Source organism: Pseudomonas sp. FG43, assembly GCF_057809175.1.
In genome coordinates, this window is sequence record NZ_JBMDJL010000002.1 from 122,474 (window position 1) to 144,893 (window position 22,420).

Below are 22,420 nucleotides of genomic sequence, written 5' to 3' on the forward strand. Positions count from 1 at the left end.
AGTCAGGAGGCACCAGTGAATATTAAATCTCAACGCTGTTTATCACCGACATTACGCACACCTGTCGATTTGCCTAACATGCCACTGGAAAGTCAGGTACAGAACTACTCTGCGATAACAATGGCTCGTTCGCAGCTAGTGAATGGTCGGCTTGTCTTCGACAATCCCGCTGGACTTGAACAAGCACTTAGGCAAGGCTTTTTTCTGGTGAAGACTCCAACAGAAATGGACCTTGCTCCAGGTGATTTATTCGTCCGTCATTGCTTTATGCCGCAAAAAGAAGGTGACCTTTCCGACTATTCAGGCTTCAAGAACCGCGAGGTACCGGGAGCTTATCAAGGCTATTTTGATAGAGAGCACGATCAATGGGAGAACTTTTACATCGAGAGGGGCAACTGGAACCTGTTGCCTGAAAGTGTAATCGCGCTCGGCGCGCAGATGGCGAAACTGGGAATTGAAGTCTTGCACTCTATTCTTGCTGAACTGGACATTCCACGTGACGAATGGGCGCGTGTCACCAGTGGCCTTTCAGAGGGTGGGGGGCACCAAATGCTGGGGTTCAATCATTTTCGTACAAACAAACCTGTCAGAGGTTCCAAGTTCCATCGCGACTCTGGCTGGATCACCGTGCTGCGCTCGACCGAACCAGGCCTGATCGCTTATATCGATGGTCGTCTTTGCTCGATTAATCCAGAGCCCGGCCACTTTATCATCAATTTCGGTAGTTCTATGGAGGTGCTCGCGGAGCACCTGCCACAGAAGGTTCATGCCAATGTCCATGGCGTAGCTCGCACAGAACGCAAAAACCAGAATGAACGCTATTCCTATGTTGTGTTCCTCGACAGTGATCTTGCAGGGGATATTTATCGTTATGGGCCCGCCGGTGCCCAGAAGGTGCAGACAGTACTTGAGTTCGCAGAGCAGGAAGTCAGTCGGACCTATAACGATGAAATCCTGCTCTAGTTCGAGCCCGCAGAGTAATCAGCACTTAACTCCTGGGGAAGCCAAGAAAAATGAACGAAAACGATATCTACACTTTAGCATCGGCCGAATTAATCAACAAAAAACTGATCTTCGATACCGCCGATGGTTTTTCACGGGCGATTTCCGATGGTTTCTTCTTCGTCAAGTCGCCGGGGATTGAATTAATGGCTGGCGATTTGTTCGCCCGCAATTTTTACCTGCCCGTAGGCGCCGGGACTTCTGCACCTTACCAGGGGTTTTCGCATTGGACAGAAGATCGCCTGGCATGCAGGGAAGGTTACTTCTCCCGCGATGTTGACCAAGTTGAACAGTTTTTCCTGGAGAGCCGGTTCTGGAAAACGGTTTTTCCCAAACCTCTGCTACAGCAAGCCGGAGAGATGCAGGATTTCGCTTTGGCGTTGCTGAAAGCCGTTCTCGCGGAGCTGGACCTGCCTGTCGAACTGTGGGATGAGTCCACAGGACGCTGTCTTTCTATGCAAGGCACTTATCACCTGACGTTCAATCATTTTCGCAACCATGTGCGGGCCAGGGGGCTGAATATTCATAAGGACTCGGGTTGGGTAACCATTCTGCGATCTCTGGAGCCTGGTCTCGAGGTATTTCGAGATGGAGAATGGTTGCCCGTTTCCCCTCGCCCTGGCGAGTTCATTGTCAATTTCGGATGTGCGATGGAAATACTGACTCGTCATTCGGCGACTCCGGTTGCAGCTGTAGCTCATCGGGTCAAGGAGCAACTGCCAAACCAACCTGATCGTTTCTCTTACGCACTGTTTGTGGATAGTAGTCTGGATCCCCGGCTCTGCCCCGGATTGTTTCGGTATGTTCCCGGACATGGCCTGGTATTGGAGGCGAACTTCGAGGTGTTTCTCAACGAAATTCTGCAAAACACTTATCAAGAGAAAACTCAGGGGCTTTATTAACCGCTTGTACGCTTTGGATCAGCCGTCGGACTGGCGGCTTTCCACACTGGTAAAGTCATCTGCTTCGATGTCGGTCCGACGAACGTGTATCGGCCTGGAGTTCGTTCACTATTTTCCCTCACATGGGGCAATTCATGCGCCAAAAAACGCCCTCACCGCCGCAGTCCATCAAAATCGATAGGCTGTTCCTGCTGGCTCTGTCGATGGCCGTCTTCTTTGTCGGTGTGACAGAGTTCATGCTGTCTTCCATGCTGGGGCCGCTTGCTCAAGCCTTTCATACCTCGACCAGTGGTGCCGCGTGGCTGATTTCCAGCTATGCGCTGTCCTTTGCAATTGCAGCGCCTTTGTTGGGGTATTTCTCTGACCGAATGCAACGCAGGAAACTGCTGTTGTTCGCCCTTATCCTATTCGCTGTCGACACCATGGCAATCGTTGTTGCCCCCACTCTGGAGATTGCGATTGTATTGCGGGTGATCGGTGGCATTGCGTCGGCCATCATCATTCCTACGACCTTTGCCATAGTTGCTGACGCGATCTCTCCAGAGAAACAGTCCGGTGCCATGGGCAAGGTCATGCTCGGCATGACCCTGGGTATAGCCGTAGGACCAGCGCTCGCGGGTGTTCTCGCGGACTTTCTCGGTTGGGCTGCGCCGTTCGTCATGGTGTCATGCGGTTGTATCTTGGTTTTCCTGATAGCACGACAGCGCTTACCTATGCAGCCAGTAATACCCCGTGTCGAAGGGCACGCTCTGGGCTGGTGCAAGCGATGGTACATTCTCCGACCACTGATCGCCAAAGGTGCCTGGAACGGGACCGGTGTCGCCGGGTTGCTTCTCTCGGGTGAAGTACTGCGCCAGCGCTATGGCTTCAGTTCTGCCCAGATCGGCATCAGTATTGCGGCATTTGGGGTGGGGCTGGCCGTTGGTAATATTGCGGCAGGGCTTCTGCGTAGCTATATGAGACGCGACGAAGACATGCTTCTGCTGGTTTTGGTGATTCTGGTTCTATCCATGTCTACCTTCATGCTCCTACCCTTACCGTTGCCTGTGGCCTTGTTTTGTTTAGGTGCCTGGGGCGCCGCTTTAGGGCTGGGAGCGCCTGCGGGTACAGTGGTGCTTGCTTCGCGCTCTGGACCGGACAAGGGGGTGGTTCTGTCCTTCGCTGAAACGTTTAACAACATTGCCATTCTTGCGAGTGTTCCCTTGGCTGCGCGGTTACTAGAGGTCAATGGCCCGGCTGCGACGATGTGGGTCTTGGGAGTAGGCTTGAGTATAGGCGCATGGCTGATCGTCCTGGATTGGTTCGCGACTCGCAAGGCTGGGCTCGGAGATCAATGGAGCAGCGAATCCACTTAAGTTTTCAGGGACGCCCGCATCAAGACAATTCTTCAATGAGTATTTCTTGTCTTATGAGCATTGTCTTGATGCTTCTTGGTATTAGACACAAGGGTGCGGTTACGGGAGCGGTTCGTGCTCGAGGCTCTACTGGTGGCGGGACCGCACGTAACTGGTAGTGGGCACATTCACACCTGTTGTGTCAGTGGTCATGAATTGAAGCTGGCCACCAGACGCTGAATGTTCAGTTGAATGCGACGCTGTCCGTCATCATTACCTTGTGAAAAATCTTGCAGTTTGGACTTCAGGCTCATTGGTCATCGGCACCAGGACGCAGGCTATCCCACACCCCCATCACCTGAGTCACCGCAGCATCCAGCGTCTCATGCGGCACACCATCCCGAGCCAGTGTCGACAAGCCCAGAAGAAAGCTATCAAACACAGCAGCAAGTGTCTCCGGCACCACGGTCTCAGGCAGTTCGCCTGCGGCAATGGCGCGTTCGATGCAAGCAGCCATCCCCGCACGGTTCAGGCTCCTCGCCCGAGCAAGAGGCTCGGAGATGGCCTTACTCTCGTCCGAGCAAGCACTCATCAGGCCTAAAGACACCAGGCACCCTTTGGGATGATCGGGCTCACATTGCATTTTCGCTGAGCGGCGAAGGGCGAGTTCAATCGCTTCTCTGGGCGGCAGGGTCGTATCAAAAAGGCTGTCGGTGACCCGACCGTGGGTGGTGAGGTAACGCTCCATCACCTCATTGAACAGCGCCTGCTTCGAGCCAAAAGCGGCGTAAAAGCTGGGCGCGGTGATGCCTCCACCAATGCTGGCTTTAAGCTGGCTGAGGGAGGTCGCATCGTATCCATGCTCCCAAAACAGATGCAGTGCCTGAGTGATTGCCACGTCGCGGTCAAACGTGCGCGGACGTCCCATCTGTGCCATGTCGGTTCTCCTCCAGAATCACTTAGATACTAATCGATACATAAGTCATTGACCAGTCGGCTGCTCGCGCCCTATATTTATACCGATCAGTATATTAGTGAGAAAAATCGAATGACTACAGATGAGAAACAGCGCGACAAGCTTCCGTTCGGGGCATTACTGGCACTGGCGATGACGGGCTTCATTTGCATTGTGACCGAGACGCTACCTGCGGGTTTGCTGCCTGAAATCGGCACTGGCCTGGGCGTTTCGGCATCATTTGCCGGGCAGATGGTGACTGTTTACGCGCTGGGGTCGCTGCTGGCAGCCATTCCGCTGACCATCGCCACGCAAAGCTGGCGTCGCAGAACCGTCCTGCTGCTGACGATTGTCGGCTTTCTGATTTTCAACTCCGTCACGGCGTTGTCTTCCAATTACTGGCTGACCTTGATAGCGAGGTTTTTCGCGGGCGTCTCTGCGGGCTTGGCCTGGAGCCTTATCGCGGGCTATGCACGACGCATGGTTGTCCCGCAATTGCAGGGGCGCGCACTGGCAGTTGCGATGGTCGGAACGCCCATCGCATTGTCGCTGGGGGTGCCTTTGGGAACCTGGCTGGGTGGGCTCATGGGCTGGCGCATGGCGTTTGGATTGATGTCCGGGATGACCTTGCTGTTGATCGTCTGGGTACTGATCAAGGTGCCGGACTACCCTGGCCAATCCTCCTCACAGCGCATGGCGTTGCGTCAGGTCTTTTTCACACCTGGCGTACGTTCGGTACTGGGCGTCGTCTTCACCTGGATGCTGGCTCACAACATTCTATATACCTACGTCGCTCCTTTTGTTTCCACGGCAGGGTTGGCGAGTGACGTTGATCTGGTATTGCTGGCATTTGGTGTCGCCGCGCTGGCGGGCATCTGGGTCACGGGACGGCTGGTTGATCGTCACCTGCGCAAGACCGTGTTGGTCAGCCTCGCCACCTTCGCAGCGGTTTCGGTGTTCCTGGGCTTGTTTTCAGATTCTGCCCTGGCCATTTACGCCGGAGTCTTTATCTGGGGTCTGACCTTTGGTGGTGCTGCCACGCTTCTGCAAACCGCGCTCGCCGACTCGGCAGGTGAGGGCGCTGACGTTGCCCTTTCCATGAACGTCGTTGTCTGGAACAGCGCCATCGCAGGCGGTGGGTTGCTGGGCGGCGTTTTGCTCGGCCAATGGGGAGTGAGTGCTTTTCCCTGGGTCTTGCTGATTTTGTTACTGCTCAGTCTGGCCATTGCATCGAGCGCGCGAGTGCATGGTTTTGCAAGCGGTGAGAGGCAGTCCAGCCAAATGGTTGCCGGTCATTGATGTTCAGGCAGCCTTGCGCTGCCTGTCATGGCTTTCAATACACTACAACGACATGCGCTCATTGGTTTTACCTGTCTTCGCTCAAGCGGGAGAGTTTCCCGCTCAATTGAACCCTCTGCTGGTGGACCCTGTCGCCGGCAAGCCGCCTCCCACGGATTGTGACCCCATCATCAAACCGCCCAACGGCATCAAGAAAAAATACCCCACGCCGATCCGGTAAAAACAACCCCTCTGTGGAGTATCCACGCAATGATGCGACGTCTGAGTCTTGCTCCCCGATCTGCCCTGTGCTTTGGCTTCTTCTGCCTGATGCTGTTGCTTCAGGGCGTGTTGTTCATGCGCCAGGCCGACAAGCTCAACGAAGCAGAAAAGCACGTCGAAACCAATGTGTTGCCCAGTGTAAAGCTGCTCGGTTCGATGGACCGTGAGTTCGTCAGTATCCGTGGCAACAATGCACGCTTGCGCAACCCTATGGAGCCGCAGGATCGCAGGACCAAGGCGTCGAGTGATATTCAGCAGTCCCGTCTGTTGATCAGTGAGTATTCCGATGCTCTGGCCAAGCTGCTTGTCACGCCCGAAGGCCGTCAGGCTTTTAATGAACTCAAGCAGGCCATGACGAACTACCACAGTGTTCAGGACCGCTATCTGTCGGAAGTGGCGGCGAGCAATCTGGACGCGGCGGTCACGACGTCCAACACGGACATGAAAGTTGCTGCCGATCTCACGGATGCCGGTCTGAAGAAGCTGATTGGTGTAAACGATATGAAAGCCCAGCGGGCAGGCGACAAAGCTGAGTCTGCCTACAAGAGTACGGTCTTGCTGGTGATTGTGTTTGGTGTATTGGGGGCTGCCAGTACGATATTGCTCGCCTGGTTGTACACCCGCAGCCTTACCTCGCCGATCGGTGAAGCACTGGAGATCGCCCGGCGTATCGCGGCCAATGACCTTACCCAGACCATCAAGCAGGAAGGCACTGACGAGGCCGCCCGGTTGGTGGGTTCGCTGGCCGACATGCAGTCGAACCTGCGCGGGGCACTGGCTACTATCCTGGACTCGGCGTCTCAACTGGCATCGACTTCGGAAGAGATGCATGTGGTGACCGAAGATGCTTCCCGCACGACCCAGCGCCAGAGTAACGAGATTGAAATGGCGGCAACTGCCGTCAACGAAATGAGCGCTGCAGTCGATGAGGTGGCCAGTAACGCTGCGGCGGCTTCGACGTCGGCGGCTCAGTCCAGTAAGGCCGCGCTGGATGGGCGCGCCCAGGTGGATGAAACCGTGGCGGCGATCAACCTGATGGTGGCCAAGGTGGGAAGCACGTCGGCCGAGGTGCGTGGCCTGGCGACCATGGCCACGGATATCAGCAAGGTGCTGGATGTCATTCGTGCCATTGCCGAGCAGACCAACCTGTTGGCACTCAATGCTGCCATCGAAGCGGCGCGAGCAGGTGAAGCCGGTCGTGGTTTTGCCGTGGTGGCCGACGAGGTGCGGGCGCTGGCACATCGTACCCAGCAGTCGACTCGGGAAATCGAGCAGATGGTCAGCTCGATCCAGACCGGTACCCATCAAGCGGTTACGGCCATGGAGCAGACCAGTGTGCAGGCCCATAACACACTGGAGCTGGCTAACGGCGCCGGGCAGGCATTGCTGGCCATTACCGACTCCATCAGCCAGATCAACGAGCGTAACCTGATGATCGCCACCGCAGCCGAAGAACAGGCTCAGGTTGCGCGAGAGGTCGACAGAAGCCTGGTCAGCATCCGTGACCTGTCGGCTCAGACTTCCGAAGGCGCGAACCAGACGACCATCGCCACTGCTGAACTGTCTACGCTGGCGACAAACTTGAGCCGTATTACCAAGCAGTTTCAGGTTTAGTGCAGGTAAAGCCGTCCGGTGATTCGGCCGGACGGCTATCAACACTGTGCTTGCAGTAGCAGAATGGCCGGTAAACAACTTGCTCATTACTTCGTGAGAGCGGACCGGCGTACTTGTTAATTAATAATGAATGAGAAATTTTCCAGATTATTTTATGAAAGACGGCAGGTGAGAAGTTTCTGGTTATTTAAAATCAAGACTGTCTATCTGTTCAGGATGGCGATAAGGATTTTTTGCCTACCGCCATGGTTTTTATAACCGTGATGTCTGTAGGGCTTTTCAAATGTCCGAATTAAATCGCTTTAACGAAAACGCCGATAAATCCACGTCACTCTTCCCGTGAATACAACGCTGGGCCAGTGCCTGCCCAAGCCCGGCGGAATGTTTGAAGCCGTGTCCCGAGCAGGCAGAGACCACGGTGACGTTTTTCAGGCGTGGGTGTTCATCAATTATGAAGTGGTAATCCGGTGTCACTGTATAGGCACATACCGAGGACCTGACGACCCTGGAGGTCAACCCGGCTATCTTGCCGTTGACCTGGGTCTGGAACATTTCCTGTTCTTCCTGCGCAGTAATGGTCCGGTCCAGTGTGTCGGGTTGTGAAACGTGGATGTATTGTTCGGTGGCGATCTTCATGCTGCCTTCGCCTGCAAGTGGCGGGAAGCCGTAGTTGATATCCACTTCGCCCGGTCCGTGAGTCAGGATAAAACTGGGCGACACGGGCGCGAAGTCGGCGTGCTCTTCCAGTTCAAACCAGAACAGCTTTTGCCGACAGACTTTCAGCAATCGATCAAAGGGGGCTCCGAGCAGTTCGGCTGACCACATGCCGGCACTGACGATGACTTTATCGGCCAGGATCGAGCTTTTATCGGTCGTGATACGTACGCCTTCGCCATGATTCTGCAAGCGGGTGACGGTTTCGTCCGTCAAAATCTTTGCCCCATGCTCTCTGGCCAGCTTGAGTTGCACGGCGATGCAGCGCTCGGGCCGTACATAACCGCCGCCGGGCTCAAAGTAGCCGATGGCGCTATCTAGTACCGGAGAGAACTGCGGGAATCGCTGGCGAATGGAGTGAGCCGACAAGACTTCATGTTCTACGCCATAGGCTTGGGCCAGTTCGATGGTCTTGTGGGTGAAGTCTTCCGGGTCCTGAGGGTCGTAAGCTGGGTTGGAGGTCATCACCAGTACGCCGCATTGCTCGAACAGCGACTCGCCGGACAACGCTTCAAGTTCACGCCACAGGACGTGGGAGTTGCGTACCAATGGCAGATATTGCGGGCCTTCACCGACTGAAACGCGAGTGATGCGCGTATCGCCATGGCTGGAGCCCTGAGTATGCGGCGGGCTATGGCGATCTACGCCAATGACGTCGACACCGGCTTTGGCCAGTTGATAAAGGGTTGCCGCGCCCATGGCTCCCAGGCCGAGAACAGCCACTTCACAACGTTGTTCCATCTGCAGGCCGCCCCGAAAAAGCGCTTATTTCAGAGAACGGGTGCAGGTGAGGCAACAGTCAAAAAGGCATAAGCATATGCCTGGATCGTATAGCCTTGCCGGACGGGCTGGTGAAAGGAGGGCGTGCAAAAACTTCGTCCTGTCGATGAATTTTTGACTTGCACTCGCTGGTGTTTTTCAGTTCCGAAATGGTGGAAAAGTTGTCCACGGAAATCGTGGGTATGTCTGTGGGTAACTTTTTGTAAGCCACGTTCTACGTGGCTTGTGGCTGTGTGGTTATTTTATGAACAGCTCCTGATGTACGCCTGTCCGGTGCCCTTCAGAGGGCTGAAAATGGATCCTGAAACAGCGAATAAGCGCACAGAATCCGATTATTTTTTCAGCTTTTTTTCACGCTTCCGGTACCCGCGAGCCGGCTGGCGATCAGGTCCAGTGCCGAGCAGATAATGAAGTACACCAATGCAATGAACAGGAATATTTCGGTGGGGTACACCATGACCCGGTTGCTGACCTGGGTTGCCACGAACGACAGTTCCCCGACACCGATCACGTAGGCCAGCGAGGTATCCTTTATCAGGGAAATCCATTGATTCAGGAAGGAGGGCAGCATGATCGGCAGTGCCTGGGGCAGAATGATCAGGCGCAGCACCTGCCAGGAACTCATGCCCAAAGCCTTGGCTGCCGCCCATTGTCCTGAGGACAGGCTGATGATGCCCGAATGGACGGAGTGCGCCAGATAGGCGCCGCCAATCAGCGAGAGTGCGCAGACCACGGTGAACAAGGCCGGAACATCGATCTTGAACAGGATCGGCAGCAGGAAGTAGGTCCAGAAGATCAGCATCACCACGGGAATGGCGCGAAAGAACCCCAGCACGGCGAGCAACACCCAGCGTGTCCGGCCGCGCACCAGCACCAGAGCCACGCCCAGAATCAGGCCCAACGCAGCGGCCAGAACGCCCGACAGCAGGCTGAGAATCAGCGTCAGTGCTGCACCACCCAGCGGTCCATCCGGATACGCGCCCACCATCAGGTAGGCGAAGTTGTCGCTTATGACTGAAAAATCCATGGTCAGGCCGCTCCCTGGCGATAACGCTTGCTGTGCTGGATCACCTGACCGATTGCTTCGATCAGCGCGATACTGGCGATGTACAGCAAGGTCGCGATGCCGAAGGCCTGGAAGGCTTTGAAGGTTTCGGTTTCAACCTGGCGCGAGGCATAGGACAACTCGGCCAGCCCGATGGCCATGGTCAGCGATGAGTTTTTCAGCACATTCATGCATTGGCCCAGCAGTGGACCCAGTGCAGTTCGTACGGCCTGAGGCAGTACGACATAACGCCAGACCTGCACGGGACGCAGCCCCAGAGCTTGCCCTGCAATGCGTTGTTGGGGGCGCACCGAAGCGACGCCTGCACGAAACTCCTCGGCGATGAACGCACTGCTATAGAGCGTCAGCCCCCAGAAGCCGGCGATGAACTCGAATGATGGCCATTCGATGAGCAACCCGGCCAGGTTCACCTCATGGGGCATGTTCAGCCAACTGACCAGGTCTTCGGGCAGCAGGGCGCTGACCCCGAAATACCAGAAGAACAATTGCACCAGCAGGGGCGTATTGCGAAACAGCGACAGGTAGCCGCGCGCAGGCCAGGACCAGAAGCGCGAAGAGGAAATACGCGCCAGACATATCAGAAAGCCGAGTGCCGTTGCGATCAGGCAGACCAGAATCGAAAGGCGCAGCGTGAGCAGAAATCCATCGAACAACAAATGCAGGTACTGCGGGCCCAGCAGTTCACCGAACATCAGACGCAACATCCATCCAGAATTGAAAGAGCCCGCCGGGTTGTCCGCGCGGGCTGGATAGTGAAGAGGTTCAGCCCGGATCAGCTCTTGTCGCCGATCTTGAACAAGCGAGCCAGTGGCGTCGGGGTGTCTGGACCGAACCAGGTGTCATAAATCTTCTGGGCCTGGCCTTTGGATTCCAGCTCCACCAGCGTCTGGTTGACGAACTCGGTCAGTGCGGTTTCGCCTTTCGGAATTCCGACTCCGATCAGGTCATTGGAAATGGTGAAAGGCGGTACTTCGTATTTGTCCTTGTCCGGTACGTTGGCCAGCAGACCGATCAGTTTCGGGCCGTCCTGAGTGATGGCTTGCACGTTACCGTTGCGCAATGCGGTAAAGGCAAAAGGCGTATCATCGTAGGCAATCACTTTGGCGCCGGGGAATTTCTCGCGCAGCACGCCTTCGTTGACAGTGCCCTTGTCGACACCCACGCGCCATTTGTTCAGGTCATCCTGATTCTTGAGCGTGCCTTTCTTGACGATGAACTGCTGACCCGAGGAGAAATAGGGGATGCTGAAGTTCACTTGCTCTGCCCGCTCAGGGGTGATGGTGAAGTTAGCCAGGACCAGATCGACCTTGTTGGCCACCAGCAGCGGCACACGGTTTGCCGGGTTGGTCGGTTGCAACTGCAGCTTCACGCCCAGCTTGTCAGCGATGGCCTTGGCATAATCGACATCCAGGCCTTCTATTTGCTTGCTTTTTGCATCTACGAAACCGAACGGTGGATTGCTGTCGAAAGCAGCGACCCTCAGGACACCCGATTTTTTGATGTCTTCCAGTCGGTCGGCGTGAGCCAGACCTGAGAGAACGGCAAGGGACAGGGCAGTAATGGCAGTCAATTTTTTCATGAGTTCTCAACACTTTATGGATGATTCTGATGATGAGTGTTGCAGCTCGTTGGTGATCTTAAAAAGAATATAAAGTAATCTTGTAATTCTTTTTTGGAATATGATGTGCCGTGTGCTCCTTTTCATGATGGGAGCGTCACAGGGCGCTTCTGCGTGCAGTTGTTAAAGAGGACAAGACATGTATATGAATCAAGGCGAGATATGTACCAGAAGTATACGACGGTTGTATTGCGCGTTCGGAAAACCGAATAAGAATGCACTTTGCACACCATAAAAGGCCGGGCTCTTAAACGACTTGAAAAGTTGCAAACCTGCATTGAGGCAATGATGCTTTCGTCCTGGTTTTCTTTACATGTTGCTTGTCATCTCGGTGCCTTACCGAAAAATCAATGGTTTTAATAGAAAATCAAAACGAGATAATTGCTGAACGTTAATTTAAAGTACCCGTTTCGCGGTGTCGGTCGTCGGCAGAGTGCTGAGACCCGTCGGCAAGGGTATTCCTGAGATTCAGCGCAAGTGTTTATCATCGCAAGGAGATGGACGGATGAGGGCTCTATGAATAATGACTCTTCGCAGATGGAGCATGAGGTCCTCGATATCTTTGGCACGCTGCAGTCTTTTATCCGCAAGGCGGCTCCACTCAACGTCGACATGGTATTGGAGGGGGAGACGGGCACCGGAAAGGACACCCTGGCACGGCGGATTCATCAATTGTCGGGGCGCGAAGGACCGCTGGTTGCACTCAACTGCGCGGCCGTACCGGAGCAGTTGGCCGAAAGTGAGCTTTTCGGGGTGATGGCGGGGGCGTACACCGGCGCATCCAAATCGCGGGCTGGCTATATCGAGGCTTCCCATAACGGGACGCTGTATCTGGATGAAATCGACAGCATGCCGCTCCTGCTGCAGGCCAAGCTGCTGCGCGTGCTGGAAATGCGCGGAATAGAGCGCTTGGGGTCGACGCGCTTTGTGGCGCTGAACCTGCGTGTCATCGTCGCGACACAAACGCCGCTGGAAAAACTGGTAGAGGAGGGCAAGTTTCGACGCGACCTGTTTTTTCGCCTGAATGTCATCAAGATCCAGTTGCCAACCCTGCGCTCACGTCTGGATCATCTCCCTTCACTGTTCGAGCGTTTCGTCATGGAGACGGCTCACAAGCACCATCAACCGCTTCCCCCGCGAGATCCGACAGTGCTCAACCGCCTGCTCAGCCACCGCTGGCCCGGCAATATTCGCGAGCTCAAGTGTGCTGCGGAGCGTTTCGTGCTGGGCATGTCGCCTTTGGGCACCGACGAAGATCCACATCTGGAACGCAATGTTCATCTCAAGGGTTATCTTCGCCAGTTTGAGAAGGCGCTCATCCAGGACTGTCTGTCACGTCACCCCAAGAGCATCGAGTCCGTGATCAGTGAATTGGGTATTCCGCGACGCACTCTTTATCACCGCATGAAAAGCCTCAGCATCAACTCGCCGGAGCCGTAGTTTTTTATTTACTTCCTCATTCGTGCGTTCGCATGGAACCGCTTCTGAAAATCGACCACTCAATGTTCGAACACCAATTCGGTGTCCAAACCATCTCGATGATCAGGAGTAATAACTATGGCTGGTACCGCTTCCCTCGGCGCTTCGATGTCCGCAATGACCCTGATGGACTCCACTGCTGCTGCAACCACAATGATGAACGCCGAAGCGCAATCGAACAAAATGCAAACAGATACCATCAACGGTATCGCCAGCGCCTACCAGGACTCTGCCACCAAGGCGCAGAACGCTGCTCAGCAAACCGGTAAGGCGATCAACTACTAAGTGGTTGTCGCGCCCTCTTGGTTCACGCCAGGAGGGCTTCAACCTGTTCGGTTTTCAAGGAGTAAGTATATGATTCCTTCTTCTTCAATAGGCGTTCCACAAAGCAGCACTTTCCAGAGTACTTTCGCGAACACGCAAATGACTGCCATGCAGTCCGATTCCAATGGAAGTGCTGGCAAGATCGCTTCATTGCTTGGCGATTCGATGTTTGAAAAGTCCGGCAGCGGAGCCAACATTCGCAACACTGATAATCCATTGCTCGGCATGGTTGCCGATTACATGGACCGCAATCCTGAAGAGTTCGGAAAACCGCACGACGCCAATGGCAAGGTCAATGGCTGGCGCGATGAGCTGTCGGAAGACAAGTACCTGAACAGCAAGGAGAAGGACGCCTTCACCAAAGGGCTGGAAGGTCTGATCAACGAGTTCCTCAGCGGTGGCTCCAAAGGTCAGAACGTCTCGGGCGGTTCGGGTTTCGGCACGGGCAACTCGGGTTTCAATACCGGTAACAACACCGGCAGCACCCATTCTTCGTCGAACTGCGGCGGTTCGCCTGCTGCCAGTGGTGGCGCGGCTTCCGGTGGTGGTCTTCAGGAACTGCTGGCTGCATTGCTGGGCAGCCTGGGCGAGGAAAAGCTCGACAACCTGCTGACGCCCAATACTGCACCGAATGCCAAAAGCGGTCAGATGAGCTTCAACTTTGAGGACAAAGACGTTCTCAAAGAGGTCTCGCGCTTCATGGATATGCATCCGGAAGAGTTCGGAAAACCGGACGGCAAGTCGAAGGACTGGATGGGTGAGCTCTCCGAGGGCGACAACGTCATGTCCAAGGCTGAAGGCGAGCAGTTCCAGAAAGCCATCAACATGATCAAGGGCGAAATCAAGGACAGTGCTCAGGGCAACTCGCTGGGTGGTCTGTTTCCCAATGCGGAGCAGAACTTCCAGAACGGTGGCGCCGGCAACACCTTGAAGACCGATGCCAGCATCGCGGCAGGCAACGTTCTGTCGGTTCTGGTTCAGCAAAGCGTCACCGACTATCGCGGTTGATCTGTAAACCTTCGTCTTGGCAGGAGAAAGCAAACATGGCCGTTACTCGCGTATCAACACATCACACTGGGCTATTCGAGACAGAGGTGACATCGCCACCGCCAGGTCCTACTCCTGCCGAGGCGGACATTGCCTGGTTCAATGCCGCCATGCGTTCTGGAGAACCAAAGACTGCCAGCGATTCACAAATGCTGGTGTCGCCTATCTCCAAGGCATCGACTGCTTACCAGAAAGAGTCCGAGAGGGTTGATCGAGACCTGCAACGAGCAGCCAGATCGAGCGACCCGAAAATGGCTATTGATGCCAACCGTTCTCTGTCTTCTTTTTATCTGGAAAGCCTGCTCAGCGCCAAGCTGGTGAGCAAGGCCGCCCAGAGCGTGGAAAAACTGACCAGTCTGCAATAAGGCCCAACTTATGCACCCCAAGGCAATCAGGCTGGCCATCCTTATGCTTTTGGCGTTATTGATGGCTGGTTGCGGCGACCGTATGGAGCTGCATCGCGATCTGACCGAGCAGGATGCCAACGAAGTGTTGGCAGAGCTTGCGGGTAAAAACATTGACGCGCAAAAGCGCCTGGACAAGGGTGGAGTCGCCGTCCTGGTTTCCACGCAGGATATTTCCCGTGCGGTGAAGGTGCTGGAGGCGGTAGGTCTGCCTCGCCGGTCACGCTCGACGCTTGGGGAAGTCTTCCGCAAGGAAGGCGTCATTTCCTCTCCGATGGAGGAGCGGGCGCGATACATCTATGCCTTGTCTCAGGAGCTGGAGCAGACCCTGTCGCAGATCGATGGTGTAGTGGTTGCCAGGGTGCATGTTGTGTTGCCTGAGCGCATCGCGCCGGGGGAGCCGGTTCAGCCGGCCTCGGCCGCGGTGTTTATCAAATACCGCCCTGACCTTGAACCCGACAGCGTATTGCCACGCATAAGGCGCATGGTTGCCAGCAGTATTCCCGGCATGGCCAATGCGGACGAGAAAAAGCTGGCCGTGGTCTTCGTGCCTTCACAGGGTTATCAGGAGTCTGTGCCGATGGTCAGTGTCGGGCCCTTCACCATGACCCGTGAGCGCATGGAGTTCTGGCAGTGGATGGCAGTGCTCTGCACATTCGGGATCGCTCTGATGCTGGCTGGCCTGTGGGCACTCAACCCACAATGGCGGCAACGCTTCAGGCCGCGGCCTGCTGTAGCAGCGGAACCGCCGAAATGAAAGTGAGTGAGCCGCAGGCGCTGGTCTGGGTATGTTGGTGGACCCGGGGCTGGCGCCAGGCCCATGAAAGTTGGCAATTGCACGATTCGGCAGGCATGAGCGCCTCAACCTTGAGGCTTCTGGGGCAGGTCGATGACGCAATGGTCGACCGCTACCTGGGCATGACTTCGACCCTGCCGCCTGAACCCGATGTCCTGTTGTTGCCCTTGCTGGATCTGACCGATGAGCAATGGGCGCTGGCTCTCGAACTGTGTGTGGGGATCTGTGCCGGCAGTCGCATGCCGCGCCCCGATAGTCTGGACGAACCGGCCTGGCTCTGGTGTCGACGGTTGGGCAGGGCCCTGCAACCCGGGCACTGGCTGCCTGAACACTGGGACGCTCGACAGCCCCGGATTGCGGGCCTTGGCCTCTTGAAAGCGTGGGTCGGTGACCGGCTCTGGCAGCGACTGCGGGTCAAGTTCGCTCGCGATGCCGTGGGGCAGGCCGAATGCCTGTCCTTTGATGACATACCCAAAGCCAGATTGTGTGCCTTGTGGCAGGCCGTGGGTGGGTACGTTTTGAGCAACAGCATTGAGGGAAGTCCGCATGTTGACCAGTCGCAGTCTGACGCTTACCAGTAACCGCTCCACGGTTAACGAGCCGCTTCTGCGCCGGGAAGTTCTTGAGCAGAGCCTGCTGGCAGAGGAACTGCTGGAAGATGCCCGTGCCCGGGCACGGGAAATTCTTGAAACTGCCGAGGCTGAAGCCGAGGCGTTGCGTCGGCGTTGCGAAGAAGAAACCCGTGCCGAGGTCTGGCAGCAGGCCCAGTCACTGCTCGATGATCTGCGCGAGCAACGGGAGCAGACACTGGCAACGATTGTCGAGGCGGCAGAAGACCTGGTGCAGCAGGCATTGCAGCTTGTGCTGGGTGAGTTGCCGGACGGCCAGAAAGTCAGTGCAGTCCTGCGGCAACTGACCTCGGCCAGTCCCAACGAGGAGTCGGCCCTGATCTATTGTCACCCCGACCAGATACCGCTGCTTGCCCAGAGCCTGGAAGAGCAGGGTCAACTGGGCTGGACGTTGCGAGGTGATCCGAATCTTGACCTCGATGCCATCAGCCTGCGCACCGAACATGGGGATTTCAGCCTGAGCTGGAGTGCCCTGCAACGTCATCTTTGGCCTTGACCGGAATATTCTGGAACCAAACTCCTGCGCGTGCCACTCAGTCATGAGTCCCCGAACCTGGAGTATCACCATGCTTTCTTCCGATGCACTCAGACGCCGTCTCGACAGCAACTTCGAAAACACCCAAAAGGATCTGGACTCGGCTGCACTGAGTCTGGACGCCTTCTCCCCGGATGATTGGCACGCCTTCAACTCGGCTATCCGGCAGTCTTCGACTGCCAGCTGGGCTGTGAACCAGGAAATTGTGGTCAAGCACAACCTGGCCAAGGCAATCATCAATGAAATCCGCTGATCTGATCGTTGCTGTCGAGCGTTGGCTCGACAGCAACACCCCTGTGTTGCTGTTGCAAGTCGATCAACTGCCGTTAAGCATAAAACGCAGCAATGAAGGGCTGGTTTATCTCGCCCCCTTGAGCGAGGCATGGCGCGGTGGTGATGCGGGGCTTGAGGCCGCATTGCGTCTTTCCGGGCCAAGTATCAGGCGTTTTCGCGGAGCACTGGCACTCGATCCCGAGACGAGTCACCTGTGCCTTGTGCAATACCAGAAGTTTCAGAGCACGGCATCGGTCATCCATGACATCGAAGACCTGGTTAACCAGCGCGATGTCTGGGAATCGATGCTTGAACCCAGGAAGGTGACCCCGCCAAGGCAATTCATGCGTCCTTTGGCACTGAGAGGCTCTTATGTTTAAGCAATGCTTGAAACGATTGCTCTGTCTTGCGCTGCTTGGCATGCAGGCAGAGGTTGCCATGGCTGCGGTACCGGAAGAGTGGCGCCAGTCTGCTTATGCCTATGAGGCATCTCAGGCACCTCTGACCACTGTGCTGAAAGATTTTGCCAGCTCCTATGGCGTGGGCCTGGAGATGAATGGCGTCAGCGGTGTGGTCGATGCAAAGATTCGCGCGGGCAATGCCCAGGAGTTTCTGGACCGTATGGCCCTGGAGCATCAATTTCAGTGGTTCCTGTACAACGGCAAGTTGTACGTGAGCCCTCAGTCGGGGCAAGTCTCGCAACGGCTGGAAGTGTCATCCGATGCCGCTCCCGACCTTAAGCAGGCGCTGACCGATATCGGTCTGCTGGACAAGCGTTTCGGTTGGGGTGAGCTGCCGGACGAAGGCGTGGTGCTGGTCAGTGGCCCGTCGCGCTATGTTGAGTTGATTCGCGGTTTCAGCAAGGAAAAGGTCAAGCCTGAAGAGAAGCAGCAGGTCATGATGTTCTCGTTGCGTTATGCCGCTGTGGCGGATCGCGATATTCACTATCGGGAGCAGAGCATCACCATTCCCGGTGTTGCGACACTGCTCGATGGCTTGCTCCAGAGCAAGCAGGTCGTACCGCCTTCGCCCCAGGATCCGATGGCCAATATCCAGGCCTTGCAGGGCATGGCGGATATCGGCCGCAACAAGATCATCAATCTGGCCACGGATCGCACCGCCTCGCGTGACAAGCCAAAGCCCGGTAAAACTTCGAGCAACCATAAGGTGGTCGCCGATGTACGCAACAATGCGGTGCTGATCTATGACAATCCGGACAAGCGCGATATGTATCAGCAGTTGATCCAGCAACTGGACCAACCGAGCAATCTGGTGGAGATCGACGCCATCATCCTGGATATCGATCGTACCCAGTTGAGCGCCCTGGAGTCCCGCTGGTCGGCGCGTGCCGGTTCGGTAAACTTTGGCAGCTCGCTACTGACCGGTGGTTCGGCCACGCTTTCCATCAGTGATTTCGATCGCTTCTTTGCCGACATCCAGGCGCTTGAAGGGCAGGGGGTGGCATCGGTGATCGCCAGGCCTTCGGTATTGACCCTGGAAAACCAGCCCGCCGTGATCGATTTCAGCCGCACCGCTTATATCACTGCCACCGGTGAGCGGGTCGCCAACGTGCAATCGGTTACGGCCGGGACCAGCCTGCAAGTGATCCCTCGTACCATTGCCGGTGCGCAGGCCAATCGTTTTCAGTTGATCATCGACATTGAAGATGGCCAGCTCGACCGCTCTCGCGACGGCGAAACTCCGGATGTGAAGCGAGGAACGGTCAGCACACAGGCGGTCATCAGCGAAAACCGTTCACTGGTCATTGGCGGGTTTCATGTCGATGAGACAGGCCAGCATCATGACAAGGTCCCGCTGCTGGGTGACCTGCCTGTTCTGGGGCCGCTGTTCACTTCCAAGCGCCAGGAGGTTTCACGACGCGAGCGCCTGTTCATCCTCACGCCAAGGCTGATTGGTGACCAGATCGATCCTGCGCGTTACATCGCCAGCGAAAACCGCCCGCAACTGGACAAGGCACTGGCTCTCAGTGGTTCTCCCAATAGCCGCGAGCGCAAGAAAATAGCCATCTCCAAGGCGTTTGCCGACCTGGTCAAGGGGCGCATTCCGGCTGATCTCAAAGAGACATCGTCTGGTGTGCGTCTAGGGGATCTGTGTAGAGTGGGGAGTGAGTTTTCGATCGATCCTGCGCGAGGCCAATGGTTTGGCGGGGATGGTTTCGATATTGCTGTCGGGGTCGTGCGTAATACCAGTGCAAAGGCTCAGGATTTCTCACTGGCGTCCTGCTCGGGAACTCGTACACTTGCTGTAACAATGTTGCCTGTTGCACGTCTTCAGCCAGGTCAATCAACTGAAGTCTTTGTGGCAACAAGGCCGGTTGCGACGATTGCGACACCGACCAGCCCAGCCAGAGTATCAATACTGCCGCCTTGAAACAGATGTGATGGAGAAAGGTTTTCAGGCACAGTGACATCTATTGTTTTAATAGCGCCATCGCTCATTAACACAGTACTTTTTCAGGGCCGAATTCAGTACAGTCCGTTTGTAGGGAGAATCCGAAATGAAGTTGGTACATGCCGGTGCCTTGTTTATTGTCACTCTATTGTTGAGTGCTTGTGCGACAATGGAAACATCTTGTTTTGCCAGTGAATGCCAGCAAGTTGGCGCCAATAGTTCTAGCCTTAAAGTTTGGTGGTCACCTGAACTGCGTAACGACGCGACTGAATACACTACGGTACATTTGAATGACTGAAACGATTCTGCGTAGTACCGACCAGCGAGATTTCTTCGTCAGCATCGGCGAGCAGCAGCCGAGTACGTGGGAGTGGGCGCCCGGCATCGATTTCGTGTATCGCAGAGACAGCGTGGGCTGGGGGCTGGCGCTGATGATAGAGCGCCAGGCCCAGCGGCCCAATCTGTTCTCCGATACGCTGAAGCGCCGCTTCGAGAACGTTGAGTCCTATGACGGTTACTATATCTGTCTGGACAATCAGCAGCGGTTCGTCGTCTGGCACGAACTGGATCTTGATTATCGTCGCTCAGAGAGCTTGCAAAGCCTGCTCAGTGAGTTCCTCACATTGACCGGTTTTAAACACTAGATTCAGAATATTTATTCCAGCCGGAACCGCTCGCCATTAATTTTCCACTCAGTTGTCGCTATGGATCCATTTTGAGCAACGACAAACTTGAGGAAAATTCAATGGCGAACTCTCAACGCGACGCGCAACGTTTTATTGCTCGTCTTAGTGAAACACTCGGTACATCTTTAACCCTCCAAAATGGTGTCTGTGCGTTGTATGACAGCCAGAACCGTCAAGCCGCCGTTATCGAAGTGCCCAGGCTCAGTGACAATGTGGTTATTCATTGCAGTCTGGGCCAAGTGCGCAAAAGCCAGGAAAACATGCAGCGTCTGCTCAACATCAATTTTGATGTTGCAAGTCTGCGTGGCTGCTGGCTGGCCCTTGATCAGCAAGAGCTGCGTCTGTGTACCCAGCGTGAATTGGCTCGCCTTGACGAAGTTCAGTTCTGCGACTTGGTCAATGGGTTCATCACGCAAGTCCAGCACACCCGAACCACCGTGCAGCCATTGCTGAATTAAGCATTTGCCAGGGAACCGCCTGTCGGCTGTTGCCACACAACGGTGAGTGCCACTACGAAGCCGGACTTCTCGATGGCACCACTCCCGGTCAAGGCGGCATTGATTGCCGTACTCCGGACACTCTCAACGATGGAGCGAGGTAGAAAATGTCTGATATCGCGGGTATTTCGGGTTTTTCCCAAAACGGTCTTTCCGGTCTTTCGGGCTTATCCGGTGGTCTGGGGGGCGCAGCAGCGGGCGCTGCCACGGGGCAGGGCGGACAATCCCCTCTGGAGCAACTGGCCGGCATGCTGGCTGAAATGTTGCTCGGTTCCGGTTCTGGCTCCGGTGGTGCTGGTGCCGGCGCAGGTTCGGGTTCCGGTGCGGGCCAGGCTGGCAAGTCGGGCCAGAGCGACATCGACTCCTTGCTGCAGTCCCTGCAGGGCGGCGAGCAGAAGGATGGCAGTTCCAAGGGTGCTAACGGCACTGGTGACGAATCGTCCAAAGAGCTGCTGACTCAGGTTCTGATGGCCCTGTTCGAAAAAATTCTTGGCGGCTCCGACTCTTCGTCGGGCACTGGTGAAGGCGGCGGTAATGGGTCGGGTTCCGGCTCCGGTTCGCCAGTAAGCGGTGCAGGCGGCACTGGCGGTGGTGGCACCAAAGGCCTTGAAGGTCTTGGTTCAAACCAGGGTCTGGGCGGTGCTCAAGGCGCAGCGGGTGGTTCCAGCAGTGTTGAAGACCTGGTCAACACCTTGATGAAAAGCCTGGGTGGCGGTTCTCTGGATAACTCCATCCAGCCGACATCCGATGGCGGTGGCCAGGTATCCCAGGACGGCAAGCTCAAAGAGCTGCTGGAAATGATCGCCCAGTTCATGGACAGCCACCCGGAAACCTTCAACCAGCCGTCTGACTCCTCCAGCAAGGGGACCGGTGGTGGCGGCGGTGGCGGCGGTGGTTCTCCTGCTCCGTCTGTTGGCGGTGGCGGTGGCGGTGGTGCTCCGGCTGTTGCTGGCGGCGGTGGCGGTGGTTCTCCAGCTCCGTCTGTTGGTGGCGGTGGCGGTGGTGCTCCAGCTCCATCTGTTGGTGGCGGTGGTGGCGGCGGTACTCCGTCTGTTGGTGGCGGCGGTGGTGGTAGCACTCCATCCATCGGTGGCACGACTCCGACCCCGACTCCTGGCACAGGTAGCCCTGCAGGCACTGGCGCTGCTGGTTCATCGACTCCAGTGTCCTTCCCGACTGCTTCGGGCAGCCCGACCGTAGTCAATGAAACGATCAAGGTAGGTCCGGGCGAAGTGTTCGATGGCCAGGGCAAGACCTTCACTGCCGGCCCTAGCCTGGGTGATGGCGGACAGGGCGAAGGACAGAAGCCAATGTTTGAACTGGCTGAAGGCGCCACCTTGAAAAACGTGACCTTCGGTGACAACGCCGCTGATGGCGTGCATGTTCGTGCCGGCAACGAGAAGGCTGTAAACGTCGATAACGTTCACTGGACCAACGTCGGTGAAGACGCGCTGACCGTGAAGGGTGAGGGCGGTGCCAAAGTCACCAACCTGAACATCACCAACAGCAGTGCCCAAGGCGCCAATGACAAGATCTTCCAGCTCAATGCCGACGCTAACGTGACCGTGGATAACTTCAAGGCCAAGGACTTCGGTACTTTCATGCGCACCAACGGTGGGCAGCAAGGCAACTGGAACCTGGACCTGAAGAACGTCGACGCTGAAAACGGCAAGTTCTCCTTCGTGAAGAGCGACAGTGAAGGCCTGAACCTGACCACCAGCGGCATCAACCTGAAGAACGTAGAGCACCCTTACGACAAGCTGCCGGGCTCTACCAACCACAAGGAGGTCTGA

The 22,420-nt window shown here is 56.0% G+C and carries 23 protein-coding genes; 18 read left to right on the top strand and 5 right to left on the bottom strand.

Going from position 1 to position 22,420, the window contains the following annotated elements:
- The first annotated feature begins 15 nt into the window (after nt 1-15).
- The 3 genes from ACODS3_RS03370 (at nt 16) to ACODS3_RS03380 (ending at nt 3,259) form a co-directional block, all read left to right on the top strand.
- Complete coding sequence (locus ACODS3_RS03370; RefSeq protein WP_304573837.1) at nt 16-963, top strand: 2OG-Fe(II) oxygenase family protein; 948 nt, start codon at nt 16-18, stop codon at nt 961-963.
- 50 nt (nt 964-1,013) lie between these two features.
- Nucleotides 1,014-1,904: a 2OG-Fe(II) oxygenase family protein gene (locus tag ACODS3_RS03375; RefSeq protein WP_489033279.1), complete on the top strand. Its 891-nt coding sequence runs from the start codon at nt 1,014-1,016 to the stop codon at nt 1,902-1,904.
- A gap of 134 nt (nt 1,905-2,038) precedes the next feature.
- The gene (locus tag ACODS3_RS03380; protein WP_304573839.1) at nt 2,039-3,259 is read left to right on the top strand and encodes an MFS transporter; all 1,221 of its coding nucleotides are present in this window, start codon (nt 2,039-2,041) and stop codon (nt 3,257-3,259) included.
- Nucleotides 3,260-3,548: 289 nt separating this feature from the next.
- On the opposite strand, the gene ACODS3_RS03385 is transcribed toward ACODS3_RS03380, so the two are convergent.
- Nucleotides 3,549-4,175 (bottom strand): TetR/AcrR family transcriptional regulator, encoded by a 627-nt coding sequence (locus ACODS3_RS03385; RefSeq protein ID WP_489033280.1) that lies wholly within the window; start codon nt 4,173-4,175, stop codon nt 3,549-3,551.
- 111 nt (nt 4,176-4,286) lie between these two features.
- Between ACODS3_RS03385 and ACODS3_RS03390 the strand changes: the two genes are divergently transcribed.
- Nucleotides 4,287-5,492 (top strand): MFS transporter, encoded by a 1,206-nt coding sequence (locus ACODS3_RS03390; protein WP_489033281.1) that lies wholly within the window; start codon nt 4,287-4,289, stop codon nt 5,490-5,492.
- A 252-nt stretch (nt 5,493-5,744) separates the two neighbouring features.
- Nucleotides 5,745-7,367, top strand: a complete 1,623-nt coding sequence (locus ACODS3_RS03395) for a methyl-accepting chemotaxis protein (RefSeq protein WP_489033538.1) — start codon at nt 5,745-5,747, stop codon at nt 7,365-7,367.
- A 279-nt stretch (nt 7,368-7,646) separates the two neighbouring features.
- On the opposite strand, the gene solA is transcribed toward ACODS3_RS03395, so the two are convergent.
- The 4 genes from solA to ACODS3_RS03415 all read right to left on the bottom strand — a co-directional run bounded on the left by solA (nt 7,647) and on the right by ACODS3_RS03415 (nt 11,506).
- Nucleotides 7,647-8,822, bottom strand: coding sequence for an N-methyl-L-tryptophan oxidase (gene solA, locus ACODS3_RS03400; RefSeq protein WP_489033282.1), 1,176 nt, complete (start codon nt 8,820-8,822; stop codon nt 7,647-7,649).
- A 379-nt stretch (nt 8,823-9,201) separates the two neighbouring features.
- Nucleotides 9,202-9,888, bottom strand: a complete 687-nt coding sequence (locus ACODS3_RS03405; protein ID WP_201017777.1) for an amino acid ABC transporter permease — start codon at nt 9,886-9,888, stop codon at nt 9,202-9,204.
- A gap of 2 nt (nt 9,889-9,890) precedes the next feature.
- Nucleotides 9,891-10,619 carry an amino acid ABC transporter permease gene (locus ACODS3_RS03410; protein WP_201017776.1) on the bottom strand — a complete coding sequence of 243 codons (729 nt, stop codon included), beginning with the start codon at nt 10,617-10,619 and terminating at the stop codon, nt 9,891-9,893.
- Between the two features lie 80 nt (nt 10,620-10,699).
- On the bottom strand, nt 10,700-11,506 hold the full coding sequence (locus tag ACODS3_RS03415) for an ABC transporter substrate-binding protein (RefSeq protein ID WP_201017775.1): 807 nt from the start codon (nt 11,504-11,506) through the stop codon (nt 10,700-10,702).
- Between the two features lie 555 nt (nt 11,507-12,061).
- On the opposite strand from ACODS3_RS03415, the gene ACODS3_RS03420 reads away from it, so the two are divergent.
- The 13 genes from ACODS3_RS03420 to ACODS3_RS03480 all read left to right on the top strand — a co-directional run bounded on the left by ACODS3_RS03420 (nt 12,062) and on the right by ACODS3_RS03480 (nt 22,420).
- On the top strand, nt 12,062-12,985 hold the full coding sequence (locus ACODS3_RS03420; protein ID WP_201003248.1) for a sigma 54-interacting transcriptional regulator: 924 nt from the start codon (nt 12,062-12,064) through the stop codon (nt 12,983-12,985).
- A gap of 117 nt (nt 12,986-13,102) precedes the next feature.
- The gene (locus ACODS3_RS03425; RefSeq protein ID WP_025259526.1) at nt 13,103-13,309 is read left to right on the top strand and encodes a type III secretion system major pilin HrpA; all 207 of its coding nucleotides are present in this window, start codon (nt 13,103-13,105) and stop codon (nt 13,307-13,309) included.
- A 69-nt stretch (nt 13,310-13,378) separates the two neighbouring features.
- Nucleotides 13,379-14,356: a harpin HrpZ family protein gene (locus ACODS3_RS03430; protein WP_236250166.1), complete on the top strand. Its 978-nt coding sequence runs from the start codon at nt 13,379-13,381 to the stop codon at nt 14,354-14,356.
- Between the two features lie 35 nt (nt 14,357-14,391).
- Entirely contained in the window at nt 14,392-14,760 is a 369-nt protein-coding gene (locus tag ACODS3_RS03435; protein WP_201003242.1) for an EscI/YscI/HrpB family type III secretion system inner rod protein, read from the top strand.
- A 10-nt stretch (nt 14,761-14,770) separates the two neighbouring features.
- Nucleotides 14,771-15,556, top strand: coding sequence for a type III secretion system inner membrane ring lipoprotein SctJ (gene sctJ, locus ACODS3_RS03440; protein ID WP_489033283.1), 786 nt, complete (start codon nt 14,771-14,773; stop codon nt 15,554-15,556).
- Nucleotides 15,553-16,176 carry a hypothetical protein gene (locus ACODS3_RS03445; RefSeq protein ID WP_201003238.1) on the top strand — a complete coding sequence of 208 codons (624 nt, stop codon included), beginning with the start codon at nt 15,553-15,555 and terminating at the stop codon, nt 16,174-16,176. The genes sctJ and ACODS3_RS03445 overlap by 4 nt, the downstream gene beginning before the upstream one ends.
- Nucleotides 16,142-16,720: a type III secretion system stator protein SctL gene (gene sctL, locus ACODS3_RS03450; RefSeq protein ID WP_201003236.1), complete on the top strand. Its 579-nt coding sequence runs from the start codon at nt 16,142-16,144 to the stop codon at nt 16,718-16,720. Before ACODS3_RS03445 ends, sctL begins: the two co-directional genes overlap by 35 nt.
- Before the next feature lie 70 nt (nt 16,721-16,790).
- Entirely contained in the window at nt 16,791-17,012 is a 222-nt protein-coding gene (locus ACODS3_RS03455) for a serine kinase (RefSeq protein ID WP_201003234.1), read from the top strand.
- Nucleotides 16,999-17,412, top strand: coding sequence for a type III secretion system chaperone (locus tag ACODS3_RS03460; RefSeq protein ID WP_201017773.1), 414 nt, complete (start codon nt 16,999-17,001; stop codon nt 17,410-17,412). The genes ACODS3_RS03455 and ACODS3_RS03460 overlap by 14 nt, the downstream gene beginning before the upstream one ends.
- A 58-nt stretch (nt 17,413-17,470) precedes the next feature.
- A complete protein-coding gene (sctC, locus tag ACODS3_RS03465) occupies nt 17,471-19,423 on the top strand; it encodes a type III secretion system outer membrane ring subunit SctC (RefSeq protein WP_236250165.1) in 1,953 nt (650 codons plus the stop codon).
- Nucleotides 19,424-19,734: 311 nt separating this feature from the next.
- Nucleotides 19,735-20,088, top strand: coding sequence for a negative regulator of hrp expression HrpV (locus ACODS3_RS03470; RefSeq protein ID WP_201003230.1), 354 nt, complete (start codon nt 19,735-19,737; stop codon nt 20,086-20,088).
- Nucleotides 20,089-20,189: 101 nt separating this feature from the next.
- Nucleotides 20,190-20,588, top strand: a complete 399-nt coding sequence (locus ACODS3_RS03475) for a type III secretion system chaperone (protein ID WP_201017816.1) — start codon at nt 20,190-20,192, stop codon at nt 20,586-20,588.
- A 146-nt stretch (nt 20,589-20,734) separates the two neighbouring features.
- Nucleotides 20,735-22,420: a pectate lyase gene (locus tag ACODS3_RS03480; protein WP_489033284.1), complete on the top strand. Its 1,686-nt coding sequence runs from the start codon at nt 20,735-20,737 to the stop codon at nt 22,418-22,420.

Excerpts from the sequence above, each read along its gene's own strand:
- ACODS3_RS03455 (WP_201003234.1), top strand. The coding sequence starts at position 16,791 with ATGCTTTCTTCCGATGCACTCAGACGCCGTCTCGACAGCAACTTCGAA.
- ACODS3_RS03415 (WP_201017775.1), bottom strand. The coding sequence starts at position 11,506 with ATGAAAAAATTGACTGCCATTACTGCCCTGTCCCTTGCCGTTCTCTCA.
- ACODS3_RS03385 (WP_489033280.1), bottom strand. The coding sequence starts at position 4,175 with ATGGCACAGATGGGACGTCCGCGCACGTTTGACCGCGACGTGGCAATC.
- ACODS3_RS03480 (WP_489033284.1), top strand. The coding sequence starts at position 20,735 with ATGTCTGATATCGCGGGTATTTCGGGTTTTTCCCAAAACGGTCTTTCC.
- ACODS3_RS03435 (WP_201003242.1), top strand. The coding sequence starts at position 14,392 with ATGGCCGTTACTCGCGTATCAACACATCACACTGGGCTATTCGAGACA.
- sctL (WP_201003236.1), top strand. The coding sequence starts at position 16,142 with ATGTTGACCAGTCGCAGTCTGACGCTTACCAGTAACCGCTCCACGGTT.
- ACODS3_RS03445 (WP_201003238.1), top strand. The coding sequence starts at position 15,553 with ATGAAAGTGAGTGAGCCGCAGGCGCTGGTCTGGGTATGTTGGTGGACC.
- ACODS3_RS03475 (WP_201017816.1), top strand. The coding sequence starts at position 20,190 with ATGGCGAACTCTCAACGCGACGCGCAACGTTTTATTGCTCGTCTTAGT.
- ACODS3_RS03375 (WP_489033279.1), top strand. The coding sequence starts at position 1,014 with ATGAACGAAAACGATATCTACACTTTAGCATCGGCCGAATTAATCAAC.
- ACODS3_RS03470 (WP_201003230.1), top strand. The coding sequence starts at position 19,735 with ATGACTGAAACGATTCTGCGTAGTACCGACCAGCGAGATTTCTTCGTC.
- ACODS3_RS03395 (WP_489033538.1), top strand. The coding sequence starts at position 5,745 with ATGCGACGTCTGAGTCTTGCTCCCCGATCTGCCCTGTGCTTTGGCTTC.
- ACODS3_RS03405 (WP_201017777.1), bottom strand. The coding sequence starts at position 9,888 with ATGGATTTTTCAGTCATAAGCGACAACTTCGCCTACCTGATGGTGGGC.
- ACODS3_RS03460 (WP_201017773.1), top strand. The coding sequence starts at position 16,999 with ATGAAATCCGCTGATCTGATCGTTGCTGTCGAGCGTTGGCTCGACAGC.
- ACODS3_RS03430 (WP_236250166.1), top strand. The coding sequence starts at position 13,379 with ATGATTCCTTCTTCTTCAATAGGCGTTCCACAAAGCAGCACTTTCCAG.
- sctJ (WP_489033283.1), top strand. The coding sequence starts at position 14,771 with ATGCACCCCAAGGCAATCAGGCTGGCCATCCTTATGCTTTTGGCGTTA.
- solA (WP_489033282.1), bottom strand. The coding sequence starts at position 8,822 with ATGGAACAACGTTGTGAAGTGGCTGTTCTCGGCCTGGGAGCCATGGGC.
- ACODS3_RS03425 (WP_025259526.1), top strand. The coding sequence starts at position 13,103 with ATGGCTGGTACCGCTTCCCTCGGCGCTTCGATGTCCGCAATGACCCTG.
- ACODS3_RS03410 (WP_201017776.1), bottom strand. The coding sequence starts at position 10,619 with ATGTTCGGTGAACTGCTGGGCCCGCAGTACCTGCATTTGTTGTTCGAT.
- sctC (WP_236250165.1), top strand. The coding sequence starts at position 17,471 with ATGGCTGCGGTACCGGAAGAGTGGCGCCAGTCTGCTTATGCCTATGAG.
- ACODS3_RS03420 (WP_201003248.1), top strand. The coding sequence starts at position 12,062 with ATGAATAATGACTCTTCGCAGATGGAGCATGAGGTCCTCGATATCTTT.
- ACODS3_RS03380 (WP_304573839.1), top strand. The coding sequence starts at position 2,039 with ATGCGCCAAAAAACGCCCTCACCGCCGCAGTCCATCAAAATCGATAGG.
- ACODS3_RS03390 (WP_489033281.1), top strand. The coding sequence starts at position 4,287 with ATGACTACAGATGAGAAACAGCGCGACAAGCTTCCGTTCGGGGCATTA.